Origin of the sequence: Ancylobacter sp. TS-1, from assembly GCF_009223885.1 — a bacterium.
GTDB lineage: Bacteria > Pseudomonadota > Alphaproteobacteria > Rhizobiales > Xanthobacteraceae > Ancylobacter.
In genome coordinates this window covers 228396-250174 of record NZ_CP045144.1, presented here as the reverse complement: position 1 = coordinate 250174, position 21779 = coordinate 228396, and the positions used below count along the sequence as shown (strand labels likewise).

At 69.8% G+C, this 21779-nt stretch carries 22 protein-coding genes; 10 read left to right on the top strand and 12 right to left on the bottom strand.

The annotated features are described in order from the left end of the window. Positions 1–92: 92 nt before the first annotated feature. Positions 93–2000, bottom strand: coding sequence for an acyltransferase family protein (locus GBB76_RS01215; RefSeq protein WP_152301600.1), 1908 nt, complete (start codon positions 1998–2000; stop codon positions 93–95). Between the two features lie 93 nt (positions 2001–2093). After that, the gene (locus GBB76_RS01210; RefSeq protein WP_152301599.1) at positions 2094–2795 is read right to left on the bottom strand and encodes an SOS response-associated peptidase; all 702 of its coding nucleotides are present in this window, start codon (positions 2793–2795) and stop codon (positions 2094–2096) included. Between the two features lie 236 nt (positions 2796–3031). Between GBB76_RS01210 and moaA the strand changes: the two genes are divergently transcribed. The 3 genes from moaA (at position 3032) to GBB76_RS01195 (ending at position 6403) form a co-directional block, all read left to right on the top strand. Beyond that, on the top strand, positions 3032–4078 hold the full coding sequence (gene moaA, locus GBB76_RS01205; protein ID WP_152301598.1) for a GTP 3',8-cyclase MoaA: 1047 nt from the start codon (positions 3032–3034) through the stop codon (positions 4076–4078). Positions 4079–4222: 144 nt separating this feature from the next. Continuing rightward, on the top strand, positions 4223–5416 hold the full coding sequence (locus tag GBB76_RS01200; RefSeq protein ID WP_152301597.1) for an MFS transporter: 1194 nt from the start codon (positions 4223–4225) through the stop codon (positions 5414–5416). Between the two features lie 84 nt (positions 5417–5500). Beyond that, positions 5501–6403 carry a DMT family transporter gene (locus tag GBB76_RS01195; protein WP_152301596.1) on the top strand — a complete coding sequence of 301 codons (903 nt, stop codon included), beginning with the start codon at positions 5501–5503 and terminating at the stop codon, positions 6401–6403. Between the two features lie 2 nt (positions 6404–6405). On the opposite strand, the gene GBB76_RS01190 is transcribed toward GBB76_RS01195, so the two are convergent. The 5 genes from GBB76_RS01190 to GBB76_RS01170 form a co-directional block, all read right to left on the bottom strand. Further along, positions 6406–6915 carry an ester cyclase gene (locus GBB76_RS01190; protein ID WP_152301595.1) on the bottom strand — a complete coding sequence of 170 codons (510 nt, stop codon included), beginning with the start codon at positions 6913–6915 and terminating at the stop codon, positions 6406–6408. Positions 6916–7005: 90 nt separating this feature from the next. Next, positions 7006–8106 carry a TRAP transporter substrate-binding protein gene (locus tag GBB76_RS01185; protein ID WP_152301594.1) on the bottom strand — a complete coding sequence of 367 codons (1101 nt, stop codon included), beginning with the start codon at positions 8104–8106 and terminating at the stop codon, positions 7006–7008. 131 nt (positions 8107–8237) lie between these two features. Then, the gene (locus GBB76_RS01180; RefSeq protein WP_152301593.1) at positions 8238–9338 is read right to left on the bottom strand and encodes a TRAP transporter substrate-binding protein; all 1101 of its coding nucleotides are present in this window, start codon (positions 9336–9338) and stop codon (positions 8238–8240) included. Positions 9339–9588: 250 nt separating this feature from the next. Beyond that, positions 9589–10677, bottom strand: a complete 1089-nt coding sequence (locus tag GBB76_RS01175; protein ID WP_152301592.1) for a TRAP transporter substrate-binding protein — start codon at positions 10675–10677, stop codon at positions 9589–9591. A gap of 191 nt (positions 10678–10868) precedes the next feature. Further along, positions 10869–12074 (bottom strand): Mrp/NBP35 family ATP-binding protein, encoded by a 1206-nt coding sequence (locus tag GBB76_RS01170; protein ID WP_152301591.1) that lies wholly within the window; start codon positions 12072–12074, stop codon positions 10869–10871. Positions 12075–12353: 279 nt separating this feature from the next. Between GBB76_RS01170 and GBB76_RS01165 the strand changes: the two genes are divergently transcribed. The 3 genes from GBB76_RS01165 (at position 12354) to GBB76_RS01155 (ending at position 14680) form a co-directional block, all read left to right on the top strand. Continuing rightward, entirely contained in the window at positions 12354–13127 is a 774-nt protein-coding gene (locus GBB76_RS01165) for a transporter substrate-binding domain-containing protein (RefSeq protein WP_152301590.1), read from the top strand. A gap of 81 nt (positions 13128–13208) precedes the next feature. Beyond that, the gene (locus GBB76_RS01160) at positions 13209–13931 is read left to right on the top strand and encodes an ABC transporter permease (protein ID WP_152301589.1); all 723 of its coding nucleotides are present in this window, start codon (positions 13209–13211) and stop codon (positions 13929–13931) included. After that, the gene (locus GBB76_RS01155) at positions 13931–14680 is read left to right on the top strand and encodes an ABC transporter permease (RefSeq protein WP_152301588.1); all 750 of its coding nucleotides are present in this window, start codon (positions 13931–13933) and stop codon (positions 14678–14680) included. The genes GBB76_RS01160 and GBB76_RS01155 overlap by 1 nt, the downstream gene beginning before the upstream one ends. Positions 14681–14751: 71 nt before the next feature. Here GBB76_RS01155 and GBB76_RS01150 read toward each other — a convergent pair whose 3' ends face one another. The 3 genes from GBB76_RS01150 to cobT all read right to left on the bottom strand — a co-directional run bounded on the left by GBB76_RS01150 (position 14752) and on the right by cobT (position 17293). Further along, on the bottom strand, positions 14752–15426 hold the full coding sequence (locus tag GBB76_RS01150; RefSeq protein WP_152301587.1) for a uracil-DNA glycosylase family protein: 675 nt from the start codon (positions 15424–15426) through the stop codon (positions 14752–14754). A 184-nt stretch (positions 15427–15610) separates the two neighbouring features. Continuing rightward, positions 15611–16129: a thermonuclease family protein gene (locus GBB76_RS01145; protein WP_152301586.1), complete on the bottom strand. Its 519-nt coding sequence runs from the start codon at positions 16127–16129 to the stop codon at positions 15611–15613. 141 nt (positions 16130–16270) lie between these two features. Continuing rightward, positions 16271–17293: a nicotinate-nucleotide--dimethylbenzimidazole phosphoribosyltransferase gene (gene cobT / locus GBB76_RS01140; RefSeq protein ID WP_152301585.1), complete on the bottom strand. Its 1023-nt coding sequence runs from the start codon at positions 17291–17293 to the stop codon at positions 16271–16273. A gap of 123 nt (positions 17294–17416) precedes the next feature. On the opposite strand from cobT, the gene bluB reads away from it, so the two are divergent. From bluB to GBB76_RS01120, 4 genes are read left to right on the top strand one after another with little or no spacing between them, the layout of a single operon-like run. Further along, entirely contained in the window at positions 17417–18094 is a 678-nt protein-coding gene (gene bluB / locus GBB76_RS01135) for a 5,6-dimethylbenzimidazole synthase (RefSeq protein WP_152301584.1), read from the top strand. A 22-nt stretch (positions 18095–18116) separates the two neighbouring features. Beyond that, positions 18117–18905 carry an adenosylcobinamide-GDP ribazoletransferase gene (cobS, locus tag GBB76_RS01130; protein WP_152301583.1) on the top strand — a complete coding sequence of 263 codons (789 nt, stop codon included), beginning with the start codon at positions 18117–18119 and terminating at the stop codon, positions 18903–18905. Further along, positions 18902–19099 carry a DUF1289 domain-containing protein gene (locus GBB76_RS01125; RefSeq protein WP_371717021.1) on the top strand — a complete coding sequence of 66 codons (198 nt, stop codon included), beginning with the start codon at positions 18902–18904 and terminating at the stop codon, positions 19097–19099. The genes cobS and GBB76_RS01125 overlap by 4 nt, the downstream gene beginning before the upstream one ends. Then, a complete protein-coding gene (locus tag GBB76_RS01120) occupies positions 19096–19824 on the top strand; it encodes a TIGR02281 family clan AA aspartic protease (RefSeq protein WP_152301582.1) in 729 nt (242 codons plus the stop codon). Before GBB76_RS01125 ends, GBB76_RS01120 begins: the two co-directional genes overlap by 4 nt. Positions 19825–19845: 21 nt before the next feature. Here the strand turns inward: GBB76_RS01120 and GBB76_RS01115 are convergent, their stop codons facing one another. After that, positions 19846–20685: a sulfite exporter TauE/SafE family protein gene (locus tag GBB76_RS01115; RefSeq protein ID WP_152301581.1), complete on the bottom strand. Its 840-nt coding sequence runs from the start codon at positions 20683–20685 to the stop codon at positions 19846–19848. Next, the gene (gene dusA / locus GBB76_RS01110; protein ID WP_152301580.1) at positions 20685–21686 is read right to left on the bottom strand and encodes a tRNA dihydrouridine(20/20a) synthase DusA; all 1002 of its coding nucleotides are present in this window, start codon (positions 21684–21686) and stop codon (positions 20685–20687) included. Before dusA ends, GBB76_RS01115 begins: the two co-directional genes overlap by 1 nt. Between the last annotated feature and the right edge of the window lie 93 nt (positions 21687–21779).

The window sequence follows — 21779 nt, the reverse complement described above, 5'->3', positions numbered from 1 at the left end:
CACGGTCCTTCACGGCCGGCCAATAGGCGCGGTGTGTGGCCCGCGCGCCATAGGCGCGGCGGGCGGGCGCGGTCCGGCGGCCGCCCGCCCCGCTACGGCGCTTTGGCCGGGGCCGCTGGGGGCGTACCGGCGAAGACGATGTCGGCGAGCTTGCCGCCATAGAAGGCCACGCCCTTGTGGGTGAAATGCGAGGGGTCGAACCCCAGCGGCTCGCCATCGACCATCATCGGGCAATTGGCGTCCGGGCACATGGTCGAGAGAATGGAGACATATTCGACATCCGGGTTGCCGGCGAAGTGCGCCGCCAGCGCGCGGTCCGCCACCAGCGCGATCGGCTCCAGATTGTCGTCGGCCAGCACGCTCGGATTGCCCCGGTACAGGCGCTCGGCGAGCACCTGCGGCGGCGGGCGCCGGAACTGCGGCACCGGGCCGACCAGCACGACCCGGATTCCGGCGGCGTGGAGCCGGGCGAAATCGCGGTCGAACCGCTTCCACACTTCCGGCCCATAGGCCGCGTCGCCGCCGAGCACGACGATGGACGGGCGGTGCTCCAGCAGCCAGTCCAGCGCGAAGCGATTCAGCGCGTCGCACATGGGCGAGGCTTCGGCGTCGACCAGCGGCACGCAGGCCGCGCCGGTGATCTGGCCGAAGGCATAGCCGTGCCGCCCGGCCGCCTCGGCGAGCGCGCCGACGAACTGGGCGATGTGGCTGCTGCCCCAGACGACGAGGCTCGGCCGCTGCTCCGGCAGGCATTGCGGCGGCAGCGTGCGCATCGGCTCGCGGCCATTGATGAAGCAGGTGCCGTCGCGCACGATCTCGCGCAGCGGCGAGCGCTCGAAGGCGAGCACGCGGGCGATCTCAGTGCCGAACCGGCCGGGAAAGCCGCGCTGGTTCTCGGCGATCGCGCCGAAGGCGATGAGCGCCGCGCTGACCGCCACCGTGCCGCCGATCAGCGCGCCGCGCGGGAAGCCCGTGCGGTTGCGCCGCACCGGCTGCTCGACGAAGCGCCAGGACGCCCAGCCGAGCAGCGTGGAGAGCGCGACGCCACCGATCAGGAAGGCGGCGGCGGGAAGATCGGGCAGCAGCGGGCGGGCGAAGACCACGATGGGCCAGTGCACGAGATAGAGCGAATAGGAGATCGCGCCGAAGAACAACGGCACGCGCGTGCCGAGCAGCCGCGCCGGCGCGCTCGTCGCGCTCTCGCCGCCCCAGATCGCCAGCGCCGTTCCCAGGCACGGCACCAGCGCGAGCAGGCCCGGAAAGGGCGAGCGCTCGGTGATCAGCGCCATGCCGGCGAGGATCAACCCGGCACCGGCCGCGACCGCCGCCCCGCCAATGCGCGCGTCCCGAGGGAAGCGCAGCCCGGGAAGGGCGAGCGCGGCGCCGATCAGCAGTTCGAAGGCGCGGAAGGGCAGCAGGTAGAACGCCGCCGCCGGGTTGTAGGGGCGGATCAGCTCGCAGGCCGCCAGCGAGGCGACCAGCAGCCCCAGCACAAGCTGCGGCAGGGCCTTGGGGAAGAAGCGCCGGCAGCCGAGGATGAGCGCCGGGAAGAGGAAATAGAACTGCTCCTCGACGCCGAGCGACCAGTAGTGCAGCAGCGGCGTGTCCTCGGCGGCCGGGCCGAAATAGTCGGTGCGCAGGTAGAAATAGACATTGCCGAAGGCCAGCACCGACCACATCAGCGAGCGGGCGTAGAGCATGAGCTGGTTCGGGAAGAACAGCAGGAAGGCGCACAGGCTGGTCAGCGCCGTCACCGCCAGGAAGGCCGGGGCGATGCGGCGGATGCGGCGCTCGTAGAAGCCGAGGATCGAGAAGCTGCCATCGGCGGTGTCGGCATAGATCGACCGCGCGATCAGGAAGCCGGAGATCACGAAGAACACGTCGACGCCGATGAAGCCGCCGGGCAGCCACGTCGCGCCGAAATGGAACAGCACGACGCCGAGCACGGCGATCGCCCGCAATCCGTCGATATGGGCGCGATAGCGCAGATGATGGTGCACGGCGGACCGCAGGGCTCGCTCCAGAGAAAGACCCGCCTATCACGCCGGCCGGGAGCGCGGAAGCCACAGACGCCCGCACGCCGCGCACGAGGCTCAGAACAGGCTCCCCTGCGCCTCCCGCACCGACCGGGGAGGCTCTGGCGGGTCCTCCTTCGCCGCGCCGCGCGCGACGATGATGAGCGCGTCGTCGGCCAGCGGGCGCTGGAGGGCGGCGGCTTCGCTCCACGGCGCGCGCAGCCACACCTCGCGCTCCTCGGCCGTGGTCAGGATCACCGGCATCGCCTTGGGATGGATCGGGCGCACCACCGCGTTCGGCTCGCAGGTCAGGAAGCCGAAAAGCTCGTGCTCGCCCTCCACCGGCGCGGCCTTCGTGCCGCGCGTGCCGTTCCAGCGCGTGCGCAGGCCGGCGAAGAAGGCGAGCGGGCGCGTCTCGTCGCGCGCGAACCAGACCACGTCCTTGCGGCCGGTCGCCGGGTTCGGCGCGGGCGCGTATTCGGAGAAGCTGGTGAAGGGCACGAGGCAGCGATGCGCCGGGCCGCTCCAGGCCCGCCAGTGCGGGGAAGCGAGATTGCGGATGTTGGTAATCGGCGGTCCGCCGATATGCGGGGGCGGCGGCATGCCCCAGCGGGCGAACGCAAGCTCGCGCGCCCCCTCCGCTCCCATGCGCACGATAGGCGCCGGCTGATCGGGGAAGATGGCGGTCTGCGGCGGCAGGTTGCCGGTGAGATTCGTCAGCGTGCCGACGAGATCGGCGATGGCGCGGACATTGGAATTGTGGCTGTAGAGATTGCACATGCGCGGGCGAGCTTGGCCCGGCGCGCGGCATTGGTGAAGACCTGCCGCCCCCTCGCCCGCCTGTTTCCACGCAATCCATGCGCGGTTCGGACGATCCCTGTCGCGAACGCACGTCACGAATGGTTCAGCCGATCACCCGATAGGCCCCTGCGCCTTGGCACGGAGGCCCTCAGTCATTAGAAATGGTCGGAACTTCCGGCGCCGAACGCCGGAGAGCGCAACCGGGAGCGCGCAAGGTGACAACCCACGAAGACCTCATCGACCGCGTCGGGCGCGCCACGCCGCGCGCGCCGCTGGTCGACACCTTCGGCCGGGCCGTCACCTATCTGCGTGTCTCGGTCACCGACCGGTGCGACTTCCGATGCGTCTACTGCATGGCGGAGCACATGACCTTCCTGCCCAAGCCCGAGCTGCTGACGCTGGAAGAACTCGACCGGCTGTGCTCGGCCTTCGTGGCGCGCGGGGTGAAGAAGCTGCGCCTCACCGGCGGCGAGCCGCTGGTGCGCCGCGACGTGATGACCCTGTTCCGCTCGCTCTCGCGCCATCTCGATTCGGGCGCGCTGGAAGAGCTGACGCTGACCACCAACGGCTCGCAGCTCGCCCGCTTCGCCCGCGAACTGGCCGCGTGCGGCGTCAAGCGCATCAATGTCTCGCTCGACACTCTCGACCCCGACCGCTTCCGGGCGCTGACCCGCTGGGGCGACCTCAACAAGGTCCTCGCCGGCATCGACGCGGCGCAGGAGGCGGGCATCCATGTGAAGCTCAACGCCGTCGCGCTGGCCGGCGAGAACGAGGACGAGATCCCCGGCCTGATCGAATGGGCGCATGCGCGCGACATGGACGTCTCGCTCATCGAGGTCATGCCGCTGGGCGAGACCGGCTCGGAGCGCATCGACCAGTATCTGCCGCTGTCCACCGTGCGCGAGCGCCTTGCCCGCCAGTGGACGCTGGAGGACATCCCGTTCCGCACCGGCGGCCCGGCGCGCTACGTCTCCATCCGCGAGACCGGCGGGCGGCTCGGCTTCATCACCCCGCTGACGCATAATTTCTGCGAGGGCTGCAACCGAGTGCGCGTCACCTGCACCGGCACGCTCTATATGTGCCTCGGCCAGGACGACGCGGCGGATCTGCGCGCGCCCCTGCGCGCCTCCGAGAGCGACGAGAAGCTGCACGCGGCGCTGGACGACGCCATCTTCCGCAAGCCCAAGGGGCACGATTTCGTCATCGACCGCCCCGGCCGCGCCCCCGCCGTGCGACGCCACATGAGCGTCACCGGCGGCTGAACAGGATACTCCCGACACCTTCGCACTGCATGGCTGCCGCGCGCCGCGCTTTGTTGCCGCGCTGCAATACAACGTGCATATGCTGGTCGGCCTTGCGCTGCTAACTAGCGGCGCCGCCCGCCCCTTCAGATCATGAGACCCGCGATGCAGCTTCCGCTGTTGGCCCTCGCCATGGCCTCCTTCGGCATCGGCACCACCGAATTCGTCATCATGGGGCTGCTGCCGGAAGTCGCGGCCGACCTGTCGGTGTCGATTCCCGCCGCCGGGCTGCTCGTCACCGGCTATGCGCTCGGCGTCGTCATCGGCGCGCCCATCGTCGCCATCATCACCAATTCGCTGCCGCGCAAGGCGACCCTTATCGGCCTCGCCAGCATGTTTGTGGTCGGCAATTTCCTGTGCGCCATCGCCCCGGACTACTGGTTCCTGATGGGCGCGCGCGTCGTCACCGCCTTCTGCCACGGCGCCTTCTTCGGCATCGGTGCGGTGGTGGCGGCGAGCCTCGTGCCCGCCAACCAGCGCGCCAGCGCCATCGCGCTGATGTTCGCCGGGCTGACGCTGGCCAATGTGCTCGGCGTGCCGCTCGGCACCGCGCTCGGCCAGGCGCTCGGCTGGCGCTCCACCTTCTGGGCGGTGGTGGTCATCGGCATTCTCGCGGTCAGCGCCATCGCGCTGTGGGTGCCGCGCGCCATTCCCCATTCCGCCGGCAACATCATCCGCGAATTCGCCGTGCTGAAGCGCCCGCAGGTGGTCATCACCATGCTGATCAGCGTGATGGCCTCGGCGAGCCTGTTCTCGGTGTTCACCTATATCGCGCCGCTGCTGCGCGACGTGACCGGCCTCGCCGCCCATACCGTGACCTATGTGCTGCTGCTGTTCGGCGTCGGCATCACCATCGGCAACCTGCTCGGCGGCAAGCTCGCCGACTGGCGCCTGATGCCCTCGCTGATGGGAACCTTCATCGGCCTCGCGGCGGTGCTGGTGGCGTTCGTCTTCGTCAGCCCGTTCCAGATCGCGGCAATCGCCACCATCTTCGTCTGGGGCGTGCTGGTCTTCGCCGTGGTGGCGCCGATCCAGATGCGCGTCGTCGACGCGGCGGTGGGCGCGCCCAACCTCGCCTCGACGCTCAACCAGGGCGCCTTCAATCTCGGCAATGCCGGCGGCGCATGGGTGGGCGGCGCGGCGATCACGCTCGGCGTTGGCTACGCGGAACTGCCCTGGGTCGGCGCCGCGCTGGCGGTTGTGGCGCTCGGCCTGTGCGTGCTCTCGCAGGCGCTGGAGCGGCGCAGCGGCGGGCTCGTCGAGGCCTGCGAGCCCGGCGCCGCCTGCGAGGAATACTGAACGCGGCCGGGATCTCCGCCCGGCCGTGACTGCGTCCCTGTTCGGTGGCCTGCGAGTGGCCACATCTGCCGGAACCCGCCTTCCATGCATGCCTCCAGTGCCAGCCGCCGCGGCATCCTCCTGATGATCGCCGGCTCGTCGATCTTCTCCAGCAACGACGCCTTCTCCAAGCTCGCGCTGGACACCGTCCCGCCCTCGCAGATCCTCGCCATACGCGGCGTCATGGCGGCGGCGATCCTGCTCGCCGTGCTCGGCTGGAAGGGCCAGTTGCCGGCGCTGCGCTACTGCGCCGACTGGCGCGTCATGGCCCGCGCGGTCGCCGAGGCGCTGGTGGCGATCCTGTTCATCACCGCCATCACCGTGATGTCGATCGCCGATTCCACCGCGATCCTGCAGATCGCCCCGCTCGCCACCATGGCGACGGCGGTGCTGTTCTTCCGCGCCCGCATCGGCTGGCGCTACTGGGCGGCGGTGTTCGTCGGCTTCGCCGGCGTGACGATGATCGTGAAGCCCGGCTCGTCGGCCTTCGACGCGATGGCGCTGCTGCCGCTCGGCGCCGCCTTCCTCATCGCCTTCCGCGATTTCATCACCGGGCGCATCCGCTCGCATGTGCCGACGCTGGTCGTCACCTTCGCGACCACGGTGGCGGGCATGGTCTTCGGCGTCGCCGGCGCCATGGTGGAGACCTGGCACCCCATCGACCTGACCGTCTTCGCCTATATGGTCGGCGGCAGCGTGTCGCTGGTGACGGGGCACATGCTCACCATCGCCGCCTTCCGCGCCGCCGATCCCTCGACGGTGGCGCCCTTCCGCTACGCCGCCGTGCTGTGCGCGGTCGGCCTGAGCGCGCTGGTGTTCCACGAGATGCCCGACCTCGTGTCGATCGGCGGCATGGCGCTCATCATGGCGGCGGGGCTCTACACCATGCACCACCATATGCGGGTGCCGAAGGCCACGCCCGCCGCCGGGCTGGCCTCCGGCCGTTAGGTCTAGAAGACCCGGGGCGGCAGCGTCGGATCGAGCACCTTGCGGGCGACCTCGGCGCCGCCCACCGGAAGCCCTGCCGGATCCAGCAGCCCGATCTGCACCAGCACGCTCGCCTGATCCCAGTAGACGTGCTCGTGCGAAACCTTGCCGTCCTTGAAGCCGACGATCACCACGAGGGCCACCTCGACCGGCTTGCCGGTGGGCGCGACGCCCGGCAGCATCCAGTCGATCATCGTGGTGTGCGTGAAGCTGATGACCTGCTCCAGAACGAGCTGGTTATCGTCGACCGTGGTGGAGACGTCCGTCATCACCATGTCGGGCGGGAAGAACTTGCCGACCAGATGCTCGGCATAGAACCGGCGCACCCCCTCGCGGCCGACGCCACCCGCCATCGTCGGCACGCTGTTGAGGTGCGGCTCGTCCGACATCGTGGCCATGGTGGTTTCGAGATCACCCGCCAGCTCGGCGGCGACGTGCTTCTGGAAAGCCTCGATCTTCTGGCTCGCGCTCATATCCTATCCCCCCTTGAAACGCCCGCGCGGCTTCACCCCCGAAGGCGGGCGCGCCGACGGGAGGCGACCTATCGCCGTCCCCCGGCGCCCTCACCCCCGCGTGCGGGCGCGGATCATGTAGCCATCATAGGGATATTCGCCGACCTGCCACCACAGGTACTCCTCGTTGCGGAAGGCGAGCATCGAATCGTAGATCGTCTTGAACTCCGCGTTCTTGGCGGAAATCTCCGCCATCAGCGCGGTGTTCTCCTTGTAGGCGGCGTCCATCAGATCGGCGGGGAAGGGCCGAAGCTGCGCGCCGCCGGCCACGAGACGGCGCAGCGCCGCCGGGTTGCGGGCGTCGTATTTCGCCAGCATGTCGGAATTGGCATAGGCGCTCGCCGCCTCGAAGGCCGCCTGATAGGGCTTGGGAAGCTCGTTCCACGCCTGGAGATTGGCGATGAAATGGATGGTCGGGCCGCCCTCCCACCAGCCGGGATAGTAGTAATAGGGCGCCACGCGATTGAAGCCGAGCTTCTCGTCGTCGACCGGCCCGACGAATTCGGCGGCGTCGATGGTGCCCTTCTCCAGCGCCGGGTAGATGTCGCCGCCAGCGAGGTTCTGCGGCACCAGACCGAGGCGCGCCATCACCTGCCCGGCAATGCCCGGCAGGCGCATCTTGAGCCCCTTCACATCGGCGACGGTCTTGATCTCCTTGCGGAACCAGCCGCCCATCTGCGCGCCGGTATTGCCGCCGGCGAAGCCGATCGTGTTGCTCTTGGCGAGGAAGGCGTTCTGCAGTTCCAGCCCGCCGCCATGGTAGAGCCACGCCGTCTGCTGGCGGGCATTGAGCCCGAAGGGCAGCGTGGTGAAGGGCGCGAAGGCCGGGTTCTTGCCGATGTAATAGTAGAGCGCGGTCTGGGCGACCTCGACCGTGTGGTTCTGCACCGCGTCATAGGCCTGAAGCCCCGGCACGATCTCGCCGGGGGCGAAGACGTCGATGGTGAAGCGACCGTCGGTGGCCTCGCCGACATATTTCGCCAGCAGCACCGAGGCGCCATAGATGGTGTCGAGCGCCTTCGGGTAGCTCGATGTCAGCCGCCAGCGCACCTGCGGGGCGGTCTGGGCGATGGCCGGCGCGGCCAGCGTCGTCGCTGCGGCAGCGAGGCCGGCGCTCTTGATGAGGCTGCGGCGGGAGGTCGAACTCGGCATCGGCGTTTCCTCTGGTGTTCTCATTGGCGTCGTCATCCCGGCCGTAGCGAAGCGGAGAGCCGGGATCGCGTGACGGACCGGAGTGCGATCCCGGATCCGGCCTCCGGCCGGTCCGGGATGACACGAGCCCCCTACCCCCGCGAGCGGGCGCGGATCATGTAGCCGTCATAGGGGTATTCGCCGACCTGCCACCAGAGGTACTCCTCGTTCCGGAAGGCGATCTGCGCGTCCATGATCTTCTTGAAGCCGGCATTCTTCGCGCTGATCTCGGCAACCAGCTCGTTCGAGGCCTGCCACGAGGCGTCGAGGAAGCTCTGCGGGAAGGTGCGAAGCTGCGCCCCCGCCGCCACCAGCCGGCGCAGCGCCGCCGGGTTGAAGGCGTCGTATTTCGCCAGCATGTCGGCATTGGCATAGGCCACCGCCGCCTCGAAGATCGCCTGATAGGACTTGGGCAGCTCATTCCACTTGGTGCGGTTGACCACGACGTTCATGGTCGGCCCGCCGTCCCACCAGCCGGGATAGTAGTAATAGGGCGCCACCCGCACGAAGCCGAGCTTCTCGTCGTCATAGGGCCCGACCCATTCGCAGGCGTCGATGGTGCCCTTTTCCAGCGCGGCGTAGATGTCGCCGGGGGCGATCTGCTGCGGCACCACGCCGAGCTTGGCCACCACCTGCCCGGCGATGCCGCCGATGCGGAACTTGAGACCCTTGAAGTCGGCGAGGTCCTTCACCTCCTTGCGGAACCAGCCGCCCATCTGGGTGCCGGTATTGCCGCCGAGGAAGCCGATGAGGTTGTACTTAGCCAGGAACTCGTCCTGCAGCTCGCGCCCGCCGCCCTGATAGAACCAGGCGTTCTGCATGCGCGCGTTCAGCCCGAACGGCATGGTGGTGAAGCAGGCGAAGGAGGGATCCTTGCCGGTGTAGTAATAAAGCGGCGTCTGGGCCACCTCCACCGTGCCGTTCTGCACCGCGTCCAGCGCCTGAAGCCCGGGCACGATCTCGCCTGCGGCGTAGTTCTGGATGGTGAAGCGGCCCTGCGTCACCTCGCTCACATATTTCGACACCAGCTCGTTGGCGCCGAAAATGGCGTCCAGCACCTTCGGCACGCTGGAGGTGAGGCGCCATTTCACGACCGGCGCGTCCTGCGCAAGGACCGGCGCCGAAAGGCCGGCGGCGGCGGCGGTCGCGGCGAGGCCGGTTCCGGCGGTGCGGAGAAAGGCGCGGCGGGTCATGGGCGGCATCCTGCAAGACGGGCGCAGGATGTTTGCCGCAACGTGTTGCCGGGGGCAACAGCGAAGGGCGTGGCACTCGCTCACCGTCATCCCGGACGGCCGCAGGCCGATCCGGGATCGCGCGGACATCGGAGAGCGATCCCGTCTCGCTAAAGCGCGGCCGGGATGACGTCTCGACATCCCCTGACGCGGCCCGAAACGAAAACGGCCGGGCTCGCGCCCGGCCGTCGTCCCGTCGATGAGCAATGCCTCAGCCGCGCGGGCGGGTGCGGATCTGGAAGCTGTCGAAGGTGTATTCCGCCACCTGCCACCACAGGTTTTCCTCGTTGCGGAACGCCTGCATGGTGTCGATGGCCTTCTTGAAGTCCGGGTTCTTGGCGGAGATTTCCGCCCACAGCTCGTTGGTCGCCTTCAGGCAGGCTTCCATGACTTCCATCGGGTAGGGGCGAAGCTGCGCGCCGTTCGCCACCAGCCGCTTGATCGCCGGCGGGTTCTGCACGTCGTAGCGCGCCTGCATGATGGTGTTGGCATAGGTCGCGCCGGCGACCAGCGCCGCCTTGTAGCTCTTCGGCAGTTCCTCGAACTTGGCGAGGTTGGTGAAGGCGTGGATGGTCGGGCCGCCTTCCCACCAGCCGGGGTAATAATAGTACTTGGCGACCTTGTAGAAGCCGAGCTTCTCGTCGTCATAGGGGCCGACCCACTCGGCGCCGTCGATGGTGCCCTTCTCCAGAGCCGGGTAGATGTCGCCACCGGCGATCTGCTGCGGCACCACGCCGAGCTTGGCCATGACCTGCCCGGCGATGCCGCCGATGCGCATCTTGAGGCCGTTCATGTCGGCGGTGGACTTGATCTCCTTGGTGAACCAGCCGCCCATCTGGGCGCCGGTGTTGCCGCAGGGCAGACCGTAGACGTTGTACTTCTTGTAGAACTCGTTGAAGAGATCGTTGCCGCCGTTCTGGAACAGCCAGGCATTCTGCTGGCGGGCATTGAGGCCGAACGGCACCGAGGCGGCAACGGCGAAGGTCGGGTCCTTGCCGACGAAATAGTACGAGACGGTGTGGCACATCTCGACCGTGTTGTTCTGCACGGCGTCGAGCACCTGCAGGCCGGGCACGATCTCGCCGGCGGCGAAGACCTGGATCTGGAACTTCCCGTCGGTCAGCTCCGAAACCATCTTCGACATGACGTCGGCGCCGCCATAGATGGTGTCGAGCGACTTCGGGAAGCTGGAGGCGAGGCGCCAGCGGATTTCCGGAGCGGACTGGGCGATGGCCGGGGCGGCAACGGTGGTGGCCGCGACGCCGGCACCGGCGGCGGCAAGGAACTGACGGCGCTTCATGGGCGGTCTCTCTCCTGGGGGGATTTCCTCACGGCGCAGTTGGCGCATTGGCGCGCCTCCGCACACGGATTTACACGGTTGGCGTAAGAGGTACGCCAGCGCTCTGAAGCGCGCAACCGCTGCACGGCTGCGCCTTTCGGCGAAGATTCATCCCGTTCTGCGCCCTGCCGCTGCGGCGGCGTCGCGGCCGTTCAGCTTTCGACGACGATGCGCGGCGCGGCCCGCGCGCTGCCGCGCCGGCCAGCCAGCGCCTCGCGCACCGCGGCGGCGATGTCGCGGTAGATCTGCGCCTCGGGACTGTCCGGCTTGGTCGCCACCAGCGGCAGGCCGGCATCGGACGCCTCGCGGATCGACAGGTGCAGCGGAACCTCCCCGAGGAAGGGCACGCCGAAGCGCTGCGCCTCGTGGCGCGCGCCGCCATGGCCGAAGATGTCGGAACGGCCGCCGCAATGCGGGCAGAGGAAGTAGCTCATGTTCTCGACGATGCCGAGCACCGGCACGTTGACCTTCTCGAACATGGCGATGCCGCGCCGCGCGTCGATCAGCGCCAGGTCCTGCGGGGTGGAGACGATGACCGCGCCGGCCAGCGGCACCTGCTGCGCCATGGTGAGCTGCGCGTCGCCGGTGCCGGGCGGCATGTCGACGACGAGGATGTCGAGCGGCGCCCAGTTCACTTCCTTGAGCAACTGGCTGATGGCCGACATCACCATCGGCCCGCGCCAGATCATCGGCGTCTCTTCCTCGACGAGGAAGCCGATCGACATGACCTTGAGTCCGAAGGCGTGCATCGGCGTGATCATACGGCCCTGCACGTCGGGACGACCCTTGAGCCCCATCAGGCGCGGCACGGAGGGGCCGTAGATATCGGCGTCGAGCAGGCCGACGCGAAGGCCCGAGGCGGCGAGGCCAAGGGCCAGATTGGCGGCCAGCGTCGACTTGCCGACGCCGCCCTTGCCGGAAGCGACCGCGATGATGGAGCCCACACCCGGCAGGCCGGAACTCTCCTTCTGCGGATCGGCCGGCGCCTGGGCGTGCGCATGGCCCGCGTGCGCGTGGCCGGCATGGGCATGCCCCGCATGCGAATGGCCCTGGTGGTCGCCCTGCCCCGACACGCGGACCGACTGGGCGCCGCCCGCGGGCGCGCTGCCGGCCCGGCGCTCGGCGGTCAGCGCCACGAGGGCCGAGGTCACGCCCGGCGTGCCGCGCACGGTGCGCTCCACCGCCGCGCGCACCGGCTCCCAGAGCTGCGCCTGGGCGGCGTCGACGGTGATCGAAAGATAGACCTTGCTGTCGGAGACAAGGATGTCGGAGAGCGCCCCCGTCTCGGTCACGGGCCTGCCGTCCGGCGCGGAGACCTGCGCCAGCCTTGCCTTCACCTCATCAGCCGTCACCGCCATGACCGTCGCGCTCCCTAGGGGTCTTTGACGCGTGAGACACCAGTCGCAGGCCAGCGTCAACCCATCGCGCCCCATCGGCCGATCAAAGGCGCGTATGCGAGCGCCCGCCGGGAGGGCGCCGGCAGGCTGCCGGGAGAACATCGCCCAATTCTCCATCATTTCCGGCGATGACCGTTATTGCATCAGCGGGCGTTGCGCACCGGCGGGCATTAGTGCCAGCATGGGTTGCCGGGAAAAAACAAGAACCGGCCCAGGGCAACCTTTCCAGAGGGGAACAGCATGAGCCTCGTCACCCGCATCGCCACCGCGGCGATTCTCGTCGCTGCCACGCTCGGCAGCGCCTCCGCCAAGGAATGGAAGACGGTGCGCGTCGGCACCGAGGGCGCCTATCCGCCGTTCAACTTTGTCGAGAACGGCGAGCTGAAGGGCTTCGACGTCGACATCGCCAAAGCCGTCTGCGAGAAGATGAAGGTCACCTGCACCTTCGTCGCCCAGGACTGGGACGGCATCATCCCGGCGCTGCTCGCCGGCAAATACGATGTGATCGTCGCCTCCATGTCGGCGACGCCCGAGCGCGCCAAGCAGGTTCTGTTCTCGGACAAGTATTACAACACCCCGGCCAGCTTCATCGCGCCGAAGGACACCAAGATCACCGAGACCACCCCCGCCGGAATGAAGGGCAAGGTCATCGGCGCGCAGGGCTCCACCATCCACTCGAGCTATCTCGAGGACGTCTATGCCAAGCAAGGCATCGAGGTGAAGCTCTACGGCAAGCAGGACGAGGCCAATCTCGACCTCGCCAATGGCCGGCTCGACGCGATCCTCGCCGACAAGATCATGCTGATGGACTGGCTGGCGTCCAAGGAAGGCGCATGCTGCGGGTTCATCGGCCCGGAATACAAGGACGAGAAGTACTTCACCCCCGTCGCCGCCGCCTTCCGCAAGGATGACGCGGGCCTCGCCGCCATGTTCAACAAGGGCCTCGCCGAGATCATCGCCGACGGCACCTACAAGAAGATCAACGACAAGTACTTCCCCTTCAGCGTCTACTGACGCACCGCTCCGCAGCGCCGTTCCGGTGAGGCTCCCGGAACGGCGTTTCCCCGTCGACGACCGTGGAGCGGCCCCTCCGTCATGCTGAACCTCATCGAGCTGCTGTCCTTCGGCCCGAACGGCTGGGGCGACGAGATCGCCTACGGCGCGCTCATCACCATCCAGCTTGCCGTCGTCACCCTGCCGGTCGGCATCGCCATCGGCCTTCTCGTCGCGCTGGCGAAGGATTCGCGCTCGCAGGTGCTGCGCGGCCTCGGCAATCTCTACACCACCGTCTTCCGCGGCCTGCCCGAGCTGCTGACGCTGTTCATCGTCTATTATGGCGGGCAGATGCTGCTCACCCGCATCGCCGACTATTTCGTGCCCGACGCCCATATCGAGGTGAACCAGTTCGTGGCCGGCGTGGTCGCGCTGGGGCTGGTGCTCGGCGCCTTTTCCAGCGAGGTGCTGCTGGCCGCCATCCGCGCCGTGGCCAAGGGCCAGAAGGAAGCCGCCTCCGCGCTCGGCCTCTCCACCTGGAACACCTTCCGCCTCGTGACCTTCCCGCAGCTCTGGCGCGTCGCCCTGCCCGGCCTGTCCAACAACTGGATGGTGCTGCTCAAGGACACTTCGCTGGTCTCGGTCATCGCCATCAGCGACCTGATGCGCCAGACCTCGATCGCGGTCGGCGTGACCAAGCAGCCCTTCTTCTTCTACCTCGTCGCCTGCCTCATCTATCTGGTGTTCTCGGGCCTTTCGAGCGTGGTCTTCACCAGGCTGGAGACCCGCGCCTCCCGCGGCTTCAAGCGCGTGGGAGGCCATTGATGGAAACGCTGCTGCACGCTATCGGCGACGGCTTCCTCTCGGTGATGGGCCATATCGGCCTCAACGTCGACCTGATGGAGCGCTACGGCCTGCGCTTCCTCGGCGGCGTGTGGATCACGCTGTCGCTCGTCGGCCTGTCGACCTTCCTCGGCTCGGTGCTGGCCCTGCCGCTGGCGGTGGCGCGGGTGGAGGGCGGCAAGTATCTCGCCCGCGCCTCCTTCACCTATTCCTATTTCTTCCGCGGCACGCCGCTCTTGGCGCAGACCTTCCTCGTCTATTACGGCGCCGGCCAGTTCCGCGAGCCGCTCACCGATATCGGCCTGTGGTGGTTCTTCCGCGACGCCTTCAACTGCGCGGTGTTCACCTTCACGCTGAACACCGCCGCCTACCAGTCGGAGATCCTGCGCGGCGGCATCCAGACCCTGCCGGCCGGGCAGATGGAGGCGGCGCAGGCGCTCGGCCTGTCGCGCATCACCGCCTATCGCAAGGTGATCCTGCCGCAGGCCATCGCCGTCGGCCTGCGCCCGCTCGGCAACGAGCTGGTGCTGATGATCAAGGCCAGCGCCATCGCCTCGGTGATCACGGTCTACGACCTGATGGGCGTCACGCGGCTGGCCTTCTCGCGCTCCTACGACATGGAGGTCTATCTCTGGGCGGCGGTGCTGTACCTGCTCATGGTGGAGATCGTGCGCCGGGTCTGGGACGTGCTGGAGCGCCGGCTGAACCGGCATTTGCTGCTGTCGCGGTAGACCAAGTCGCTGCACTCACCCTCCCTCATCCGCGGGCTTGACCCGCGGACCCAGGGGACTGGCGCGCCCGGTCACTGGGTGCCCGGGTCAAGCCCGGGCATGAGGGACGGCCCCAGCAGCCGCGCCACCTCGGCCCGCAGCACCGGCACCAGCTCGGCCTCGAACCACGGATGCTTCTTCAGCCAGCCGGTGTTGCGCCAGGAGGGGTGCGGCAGCGGCACCAGGCGCGGGGCCTGCCGCGCCTCCCAGATCTCGCGCCAGCGCGCCACCCGCCCGGTCAGCCCGCCGCCGGCGAAGCGTTCCAGCCCGAGCCGTTTCAGGTGATAGGCCTGCGAGGCCGCCCCCACCGCCACCACCAGATCGAAGGGCGCGCGCGCCGCGAACAGCCGGTCGTGCCACAGGCCCGCGCATTCCCGGCGCGGCGGCAGGTCGCCGCCCTTGGCGTCCTGCCCGGGAAAGCAGAAGCCCATCGCCGCCACCGCGACCCGCGTCTCGTCATAGAAGGTCGCCCGGTCGATGCCGAGCCAGTGCCTCAGCCGCTCGCCCGAGGCGTCGTCGAAGGAGATGCCGCTCGCATGCACCTTCGTTCCCGGCGCCTGCCCGGCGATCAGCAGGCGCGAGGCCGGCCCGACATGCAGCACCGGGCGCGGCGCATGCGGCAGCGGCGCGCCGCGCGGATGCTCCACGCAGGCGCGGCAGGCGCGGATGGCGGCAAGAACGGCGTCGAGGGTTTCGGCAGGCGGCATGGGGTTTAGATAGGAGCGATGGGACCGTTCGTCATCCCGAAGGGTCGCAATCCCCATGCACCGTCATGGCCGGGCTTGGCCCGGCCATCCACGCCTGCCGTCGTCGCATTCGCAGAAGCCGTGCAAAGTCGTGGATCCCCGGGCCGAGCCCGGGGATGACGGCTCCCCCGTGCAAAGGCCGGCTTCACTCCACCGGACGCGGATGCGCCGCCCGCCAGTCGGCCGGCCGCTCGAAGGGCCCGCTCCAGATGCCGCGCTTCGCCGCCCGGGCGTCCCGCTCCTCGGCGCGGTAGGCGAGGCCCAGCGCCACCGCCCAGCCCTGCTCGACCAGACGGGCGCCGATATCCGCGCCGTCCACCGTGCACACCGAGACCGCGCGGCTGTAGCGGTCCTCGTCCACGGGACGGCAGCTCACCGTTCCGCGCGCGACCAACGCCTCCAGCGCCGCCCGCGCCCGCTCCCCGCAGGGCCACGCCTTGGCCCCCTCGCCGCAGCTCTGATGCAGTTCCGGCGCGTCGATGCCGTCGAGCCGCACCCGCTCGCCGCCGACCTCAAGGCTGTCGCCGTCCGCCACCCGCACCGCGCCGGTCAGCGCCGGCACGAAACGTTCCGCGACCAGCGCGAGGGCGACCAGCGCCAGCGCGACGAGCACCGAGCCGAGCGTGCTCGGCCGCCAGCCACGCGGTGGGCGATTGTGCCTCATTGGGTTGCCCTCACCCCTCCCCGGATTGTCATCCCGGCCGAAGCGTAGCGCAGAGCCGGGATCGCTCCCCACTCTCGTCGCGATCCCGGATCGGCCTGTGGCCGTCCGGGATGACGGCAAATCCATGCCGCGATGTTACCCTCACGCGTCCGCGACGCCCGCTTCGGCGAAGGTCGCCATGCCGGCATGGCAGGCCAGCGCCGACTTGATGACGCCGATGGAGAGCGCCGCGCCCGAGCCTTCGCCGAGCCGCATGCCGAGGTCGAGGATCGGGTGCAGTCCCAGCCGCTCCAGCACCGCGCGGTGGGCCGGCTCGGCCGAGACATGGCCGGCGAGGCAATGGTCGAGCGCGGCCGGGTCCAGCGCCTTCAGCACGGCGGCGGCGGCGGTGACGACATAGCCGTCCAGCACCACCGGCACGCGCTGAAGCCGCGCGGCGAGGATGGCGCCGGCCATCGCCGCCACCTCGCGCCCGCCGAGCTTGCGCAGCACTTCCAGCGGGTCGTCGAGATGGTCTTTCGCGCGCGCCACCGCCGCCCACACCGCCTCGATCTTGCGCGCGAGTACCTCGCCGGTCGCCCCGGTGCCGGGGCCGACCCATTCCTCCGCCGTGCCGCCATAGAGGCCGTGGAAGATGGCGGCGGCGACCGTGGTGTTGCCGATGCCCATTTCGCCGAGGCACAGCAGGTCCGGCTCGCCGGCCAGCGCCTCCATGCCGAAGGCCATGGTGGCAGCGCATTCGGCCTCGGTGAGCGCGTCCTCCTCCACGATATCCGGCGTCGGCAGGTCGAGCGCGAGGTCGAACACCCGCAGCCCGGCGCCGAACACGCCGCAGATCTGGTTCACCGCCGCTTTTCCGGCGGTGAAGGTGGCGACCATCTGCTTCGTCACTTCCGGCGGATAGGGCGAGACGCCGCGCGCGGCGACGCCGTGGGTCGCGGCGAAGACGGCCACCGTCGGCCGGTTGACCTGGGGAATCTCGCGCCCCTGCCAGCCGGCGATGTGGATGGCGATCTCCTCCAGCCGGCCGAGCGCGCCCGGCGGCTTGACGAGCTGGCTCTGGCGCTCGGCGGCCGCGTCACGGGCCGCCGCGTCCGGGCCGGGCATCTGGGCGACGAGGTTGCGGATGTCGTCGAAGGGCAGGCCGGTGGCGGAGCGCAGCATGGAATATCCCGTCCCTGAGGTTCGCCGCGCGTCGAAACCGTCGCGCCGGGCGCGGCGGCGGGGTAGACCCATGCGAACAGGCGCGCAACCCCCTAATTCCCGATGGCGCGCCCCGGGGGATGCATGGCTACCGATCCGGCGACCGTCGAGACCCTGCCCGCGCCCGCCCCGCCGGCCTTCGACGCGCGGTTCCGCGCCGGGCTCGACGCGCTGTTCGCCTGGCGCCGCGACGTGCGCCGCTTCGACACCCGCCCGCTCGACGACGCCGAATATGCGGGCCTGCTGGCCGGCATGAGCCGGGCGCCGAGCGTCGGCCTCAGCCAGCCCTGGCGGCTGGTGCGGGTGCGCGACCCCGCCCGCCGCGCCGCGATCCGGGCCATCTTCGAGGCCTGCAACGCCGAGGCGCTGGCGCTCCAGCCGGAGGCGCGCGCGGGCCTTTATGCGCGGCTCAAGCTCGCCGGACTCGACGACGCGCCCGAGCAGCTCGCCGTCTTCGTCGATCCCGACCCGGAGGCCGGCCACGGACTCGGCCGCGCCACCATGCCGGAGACGCTGGCCTATTCCGCCGTGCTGGCCATCCACACCCTATGGCTCGCCGCCGCCGCGCGCGGCATCGGGGTGGGTTGGGTGTCGATCCTCGACGCGCAGGCGGTCGCCCGCGCGCTCGACCTGCCGCAAGGCTGGCGGCTGGTCGGCCATCTGTGCATAGGCTATCCCGCCGAGCCCTCGGACACTCCCGAACTGGAGCGCGCCGGCTGGGAGCATCGCCGCCCGCCCGCCGACTTCATCCTCGAACGGTAAGAAAAGGACACGACGCGCCGCCATGCCCTGGTCCGTGCTTTCCGATGTTCCGGCGGCGCTGCGCTTCCTCTCGCGCCTGCCCGTGCGCCTGCCCGCCGAGCCGGCGGCGGACGGCCCGCCGGACCTCGACCGGCTCGGGCCGGCCCTGCCGCTGGCCGGGGCGGTGCTGGGGCTGATCGGCGCGGCGGTGCTGGTCGTCGCCCACGGGATCGGCCTTGGCGGCTTCCTCGCCGCCACGCTGGCGGTGGGCGTGCTGGTGGCGATCACCGGCGCGCTGCACGAGGACGGCCTCGCCGACGTCGCCGACGCGCTGGGCGGCTGGACCGTCGAGCGGCGGCTGGAGATCATGAAGGACAGCCGCGTCGGCAGCTATGGCGTCTGCGCGCTCATTCTCGCCTTCGCGCTGCGCATCGGCGCGCTGGAGGCGCTGCTCGCGTCCGGCCCCGCCGCGGCCGCCGCCGGTCTGGTCGCGGCGGTCGGCGTCTCCCGCCTCGCCGGCCTGTGGATGCTGGCCGCCCTCCCCTTCGCCCGGGCGGACGGTCTCGCCCGCAGTGCGGGGGTGCCGGGGGTGGGGAGCCGGCGGCGCGCGCTGGGCATGGCTCTCGTGATCGCCACCGGCCTCATCGTCCCCCTCATCGGCCTCATCGGCCTCGTCGGCGGGGGGCTTTTCGGGCTCGTCGCCTTCCTGCTGGTGGTCCGCCTTGCGCGCGCCCAATTCGGCGGGCAGACGGGAGACGTCGCCGGAGCCGCGACCCTTCTGGTCGAGATTGCCTTCCTGATCGGTCTGCTTATCTTCACGCGACTGCCGTGAGCGTACCGATTCCGATGCCAGTCACCCTTTCCACACCCTGCGTTTCCATCTGCACGCTGGATGCGAGCGGACGGACCTGCCTTGGCTGCGGCCGCACGATCGAGGAGATCGGCGCCTGGAGCACCATGAGCGAGGCGCAGCGCCGGGCGGTGATGGTGCGGCTGCCCCGCGCCGCGAGGGAGGCCGCGCGATGAACGCCGACCGTCTCATGTGGATCGTGGTGCTGGGTCTGGCCGGCGGCATCGGGCTGATCTTCTGGGCCACGCGCACCGGCAGCGTCGGCGGCCTCGGCGCCGGCGAGATCGCGCAGCTCGTTTCCTATGTCGCCATCGGCCTCGTGGTCGCCGCCGCCCTCGGCGCCACCTTCACCGGCCGCATTGGCGAGGCGCTGCGCGCGGCCGCCCTGTGGCTGGTGATCTTCGCCGTGCTCGCGGTCGGCTACACCTACCGCTTCGAACTGCACAGCGTCGCCTATCGCGTGCTGGCGGAGCTTGCGCCCGGCTATGCGGTGCCGCTGGCGCAGGACGGCCAGCCGGCGGTCGAGGTCGCACGCGCCCGTGACGGCGACTTCAACGTGCAGGTGGAGATCAACGGCACGCGCATTCCCATGCTGGTCGACACTGGCGCCTCCAGCGTCGTGCTGACGCCCGAGGATGCCGTCGCGGTCGGCCTGCCGATCGAGTTCCTGCGCTACGACATCCCGATCGACACCGCCAACGGGCGCGGGCGTGCCGCCGCCGTGGTGCTGGAGCGCATCGAGATCGCCGGCTCCATCGCCGAGCGGGCGGTGCCCGCGCTCATCGCCAGCCCGGGCACGCTCAAGCACAGCCTGCTCGGCATGAGCTTCCTCTCGCGCCTCGCCAGCTTCGAGATTCGCGGCGAGAAGCTGGTGATGCGCGCCAAGGTCGGCGAGCCGTAAACCGGCGCGGCGGGCCGGTGCCTAGAAGTCAGCGACCAGCGCCACGACGAAGCGCAGCCCGACGATCAGCAGATAGAGACCGAACCCGACCTCGAGCTGGCGCTTGCTGAAGCCGTGCGCCAGCCGCGCGCCGAAGGGCGCCGCCAGCGTCGCGATGCCGCCGACCAGCACCAGCCCCGGCAGCGAGACATAGCCGAGCGAGAGCGGCGGCAGCGCGTCGAGATGGGGAATGCCGCTGATGATGTAGCCGATGGTGCCCGGCACCGCGATCAGCGCGCCGAGCCCGGCCGAGGTGGCGATGGCGGTGTGGATCGGCACCCGGTAGAGCGTCAGCACCACGGTGGCGATGCCCCCGCCCGAAATCCCGATCAGCGGCGCCGAGGCCCCGATGCCGAAGCCGTAGAGCGTCATGGCGAGGCGGCCGGGCAGATGGTCGGCCACATTCCACGAGTCGCGGCCGAACAGCAGCTTGGTCGACATCAGCGTCGCGAACGCCACGAAGGCGATCTTGAGCACCACGTCCGGCGAGATCGCCGCCAGCCCCGAGCCGACGACCACGCCGGCCACGACAGGGATCGCCCATTGCCGCAGCACGCTGTTGTCGACCTTGGTCCGCCGCCGGTGCGCCATGAAGGAGCGCAGCGCCGTCGGCACGATGATGGCGAGCGCGGTGCCGACCGACAGGTGCATGCGCTCGGAATCGTCGACCCCGATCGCGCCGAACACTTCGTAGAGCACCGGGACGATGATCGCCCCGCCACCGATGCCGAACAGCCCGGCAAGAATGCCGGTCGCCAGCCCGGCCACCAGCAGCACGCCGGCCAGCCACATCAGATGATCGAGGGGAATCGACTGCAACATCACGCCACCATGGAACGCCGCTCTTCGGCCCTTCTTACGTCGTCGACCGCCGCGCGCAGCACGTCGAGCCCGGCCCCTGCCTTCACGCCTTCCATGGCGAGCCGGCGGCGGAAGGCGCGCGCGCCCGGCCGGCCGGTGAACAGGCCGAGCATGTGGCGCGTGATGTCGTGCAGCCGCCCGCCGGCGGAAAGATGCGCCGCCACATAGGGCTCGAACGCCGCGACGGCGGAGAAGGCGTCCGCATGCGGATCGGCCTCGCCGAAGAACAGGCTGTCGACCCGCATCAGCAGCTCCGGCTGCTGGTAGGCGGCGCGTCCGAGCATCACCCCGTCGACGCGGGCCAAATGGGCCGCCACGTCGTCCAGCGTGCCGATGCCGCCATTGACGCTGACCGGCACGGCGGGCAGCCGGGCCTTGAGCCGGTACACGCGGTCATAGTCGAGCGGGGGAATGTCGCGGTTCTCCTTGGGGGAGAGACCTTCCAGCCACGCCTTGCGGGCATGGACGACCAGCGCGTCGGCGCCGGCCGCCAGCACCGCGTCGGCGAGCGCGTCGAGCGCGGCTTCCGGGTCCTGCTCGTCGACGCCGATGCGGCACTTCACCGTGACCGGAATGGCGACGGTGGCCTTCATCGCCGCCACGCAGTCGGCCACCAGCGCGGGATCGCGCATCAGGCAGGCGCCGAAATTGCCGCCCTGCACGCGGTCGGAGGGGCAGCCGACATTGAGGTTGATCTCGTCATAGCCGCGCTCGGCACAGATCGCCGCCGCTTTCGCCAGCGCCTGCGGGTCCGAGCCGCCGAGCTGCACCGCGACGGGGTGCTCGGCGGGCAAGAAGCCGATCAGCCGGTCGCGGTCGCCGAAGATCACCGCATTGGCCGTCACCATCTCCGTATAGAGCCGCGCACGGCGCGACAGCACGCGATGGAACGCCCGGCAATGCCGGTCCGTCCAGTCCATCATCGGCGCAACGGAGAACCTATGTGATTGATCGATAAGCATTCTTGCGGCGTTCGGCGCAGGTGGGGCATGTCGTGTGCCCCTTTTCTACGCTATCCGGCGCCGCTTTTCGCCACGTTTCGACGCCCCGGATGC

Coding starts and splice junctions, on each gene's coding strand:
- GBB76_RS01210 (WP_152301599.1), bottom strand. CDS start 2,795: ATGTGCAATCTCTACAGCCACAATTCCAATGTCCGCGCCATCGCCGAT.
- GBB76_RS01200 (WP_152301597.1), top strand. CDS start 4,223: ATGCAGCTTCCGCTGTTGGCCCTCGCCATGGCCTCCTTCGGCATCGGC.
- GBB76_RS01195 (WP_152301596.1), top strand. CDS start 5,501: ATGCATGCCTCCAGTGCCAGCCGCCGCGGCATCCTCCTGATGATCGCC.
- GBB76_RS01190 (WP_152301595.1), bottom strand. CDS start 6,915: ATGAGCGCGAGCCAGAAGATCGAGGCTTTCCAGAAGCACGTCGCCGCC.
- GBB76_RS01185 (WP_152301594.1), bottom strand. CDS start 8,106: ATGCCGAGTTCGACCTCCCGCCGCAGCCTCATCAAGAGCGCCGGCCTC.
- GBB76_RS01180 (WP_152301593.1), bottom strand. CDS start 9,338: ATGACCCGCCGCGCCTTTCTCCGCACCGCCGGAACCGGCCTCGCCGCG.
- GBB76_RS01175 (WP_152301592.1), bottom strand. CDS start 10,677: ATGAAGCGCCGTCAGTTCCTTGCCGCCGCCGGTGCCGGCGTCGCGGCC.
- GBB76_RS01170 (WP_152301591.1), bottom strand. CDS start 12,074: ATGGCGGTGACGGCTGATGAGGTGAAGGCAAGGCTGGCGCAGGTCTCC.
- GBB76_RS01165 (WP_152301590.1), top strand. CDS start 12,354: ATGAGCCTCGTCACCCGCATCGCCACCGCGGCGATTCTCGTCGCTGCC.
- GBB76_RS01160 (WP_152301589.1), top strand. CDS start 13,209: ATGCTGAACCTCATCGAGCTGCTGTCCTTCGGCCCGAACGGCTGGGGC.
- GBB76_RS01155 (WP_152301588.1), top strand. CDS start 13,931: ATGGAAACGCTGCTGCACGCTATCGGCGACGGCTTCCTCTCGGTGATG.
- GBB76_RS01150 (WP_152301587.1), bottom strand. CDS start 15,426: ATGCCGCCTGCCGAAACCCTCGACGCCGTTCTTGCCGCCATCCGCGCC.
- GBB76_RS01145 (WP_152301586.1), bottom strand. CDS start 16,129: ATGAGGCACAATCGCCCACCGCGTGGCTGGCGGCCGAGCACGCTCGGC.
- cobT (WP_152301585.1), bottom strand. CDS start 17,293: ATGCTGCGCTCCGCCACCGGCCTGCCCTTCGACGACATCCGCAACCTC.
- bluB (WP_152301584.1), top strand. CDS start 17,417: ATGGCTACCGATCCGGCGACCGTCGAGACCCTGCCCGCGCCCGCCCCG.
- cobS (WP_152301583.1), top strand. CDS start 18,117: ATGCCCTGGTCCGTGCTTTCCGATGTTCCGGCGGCGCTGCGCTTCCTC.
- GBB76_RS01120 (WP_152301582.1), top strand. CDS start 19,096: ATGAACGCCGACCGTCTCATGTGGATCGTGGTGCTGGGTCTGGCCGGC.
- GBB76_RS01115 (WP_152301581.1), bottom strand. CDS start 20,685: ATGTTGCAGTCGATTCCCCTCGATCATCTGATGTGGCTGGCCGGCGTG.
- dusA (WP_152301580.1), bottom strand. CDS start 21,686: ATGCTTATCGATCAATCACATAGGTTCTCCGTTGCGCCGATGATGGAC.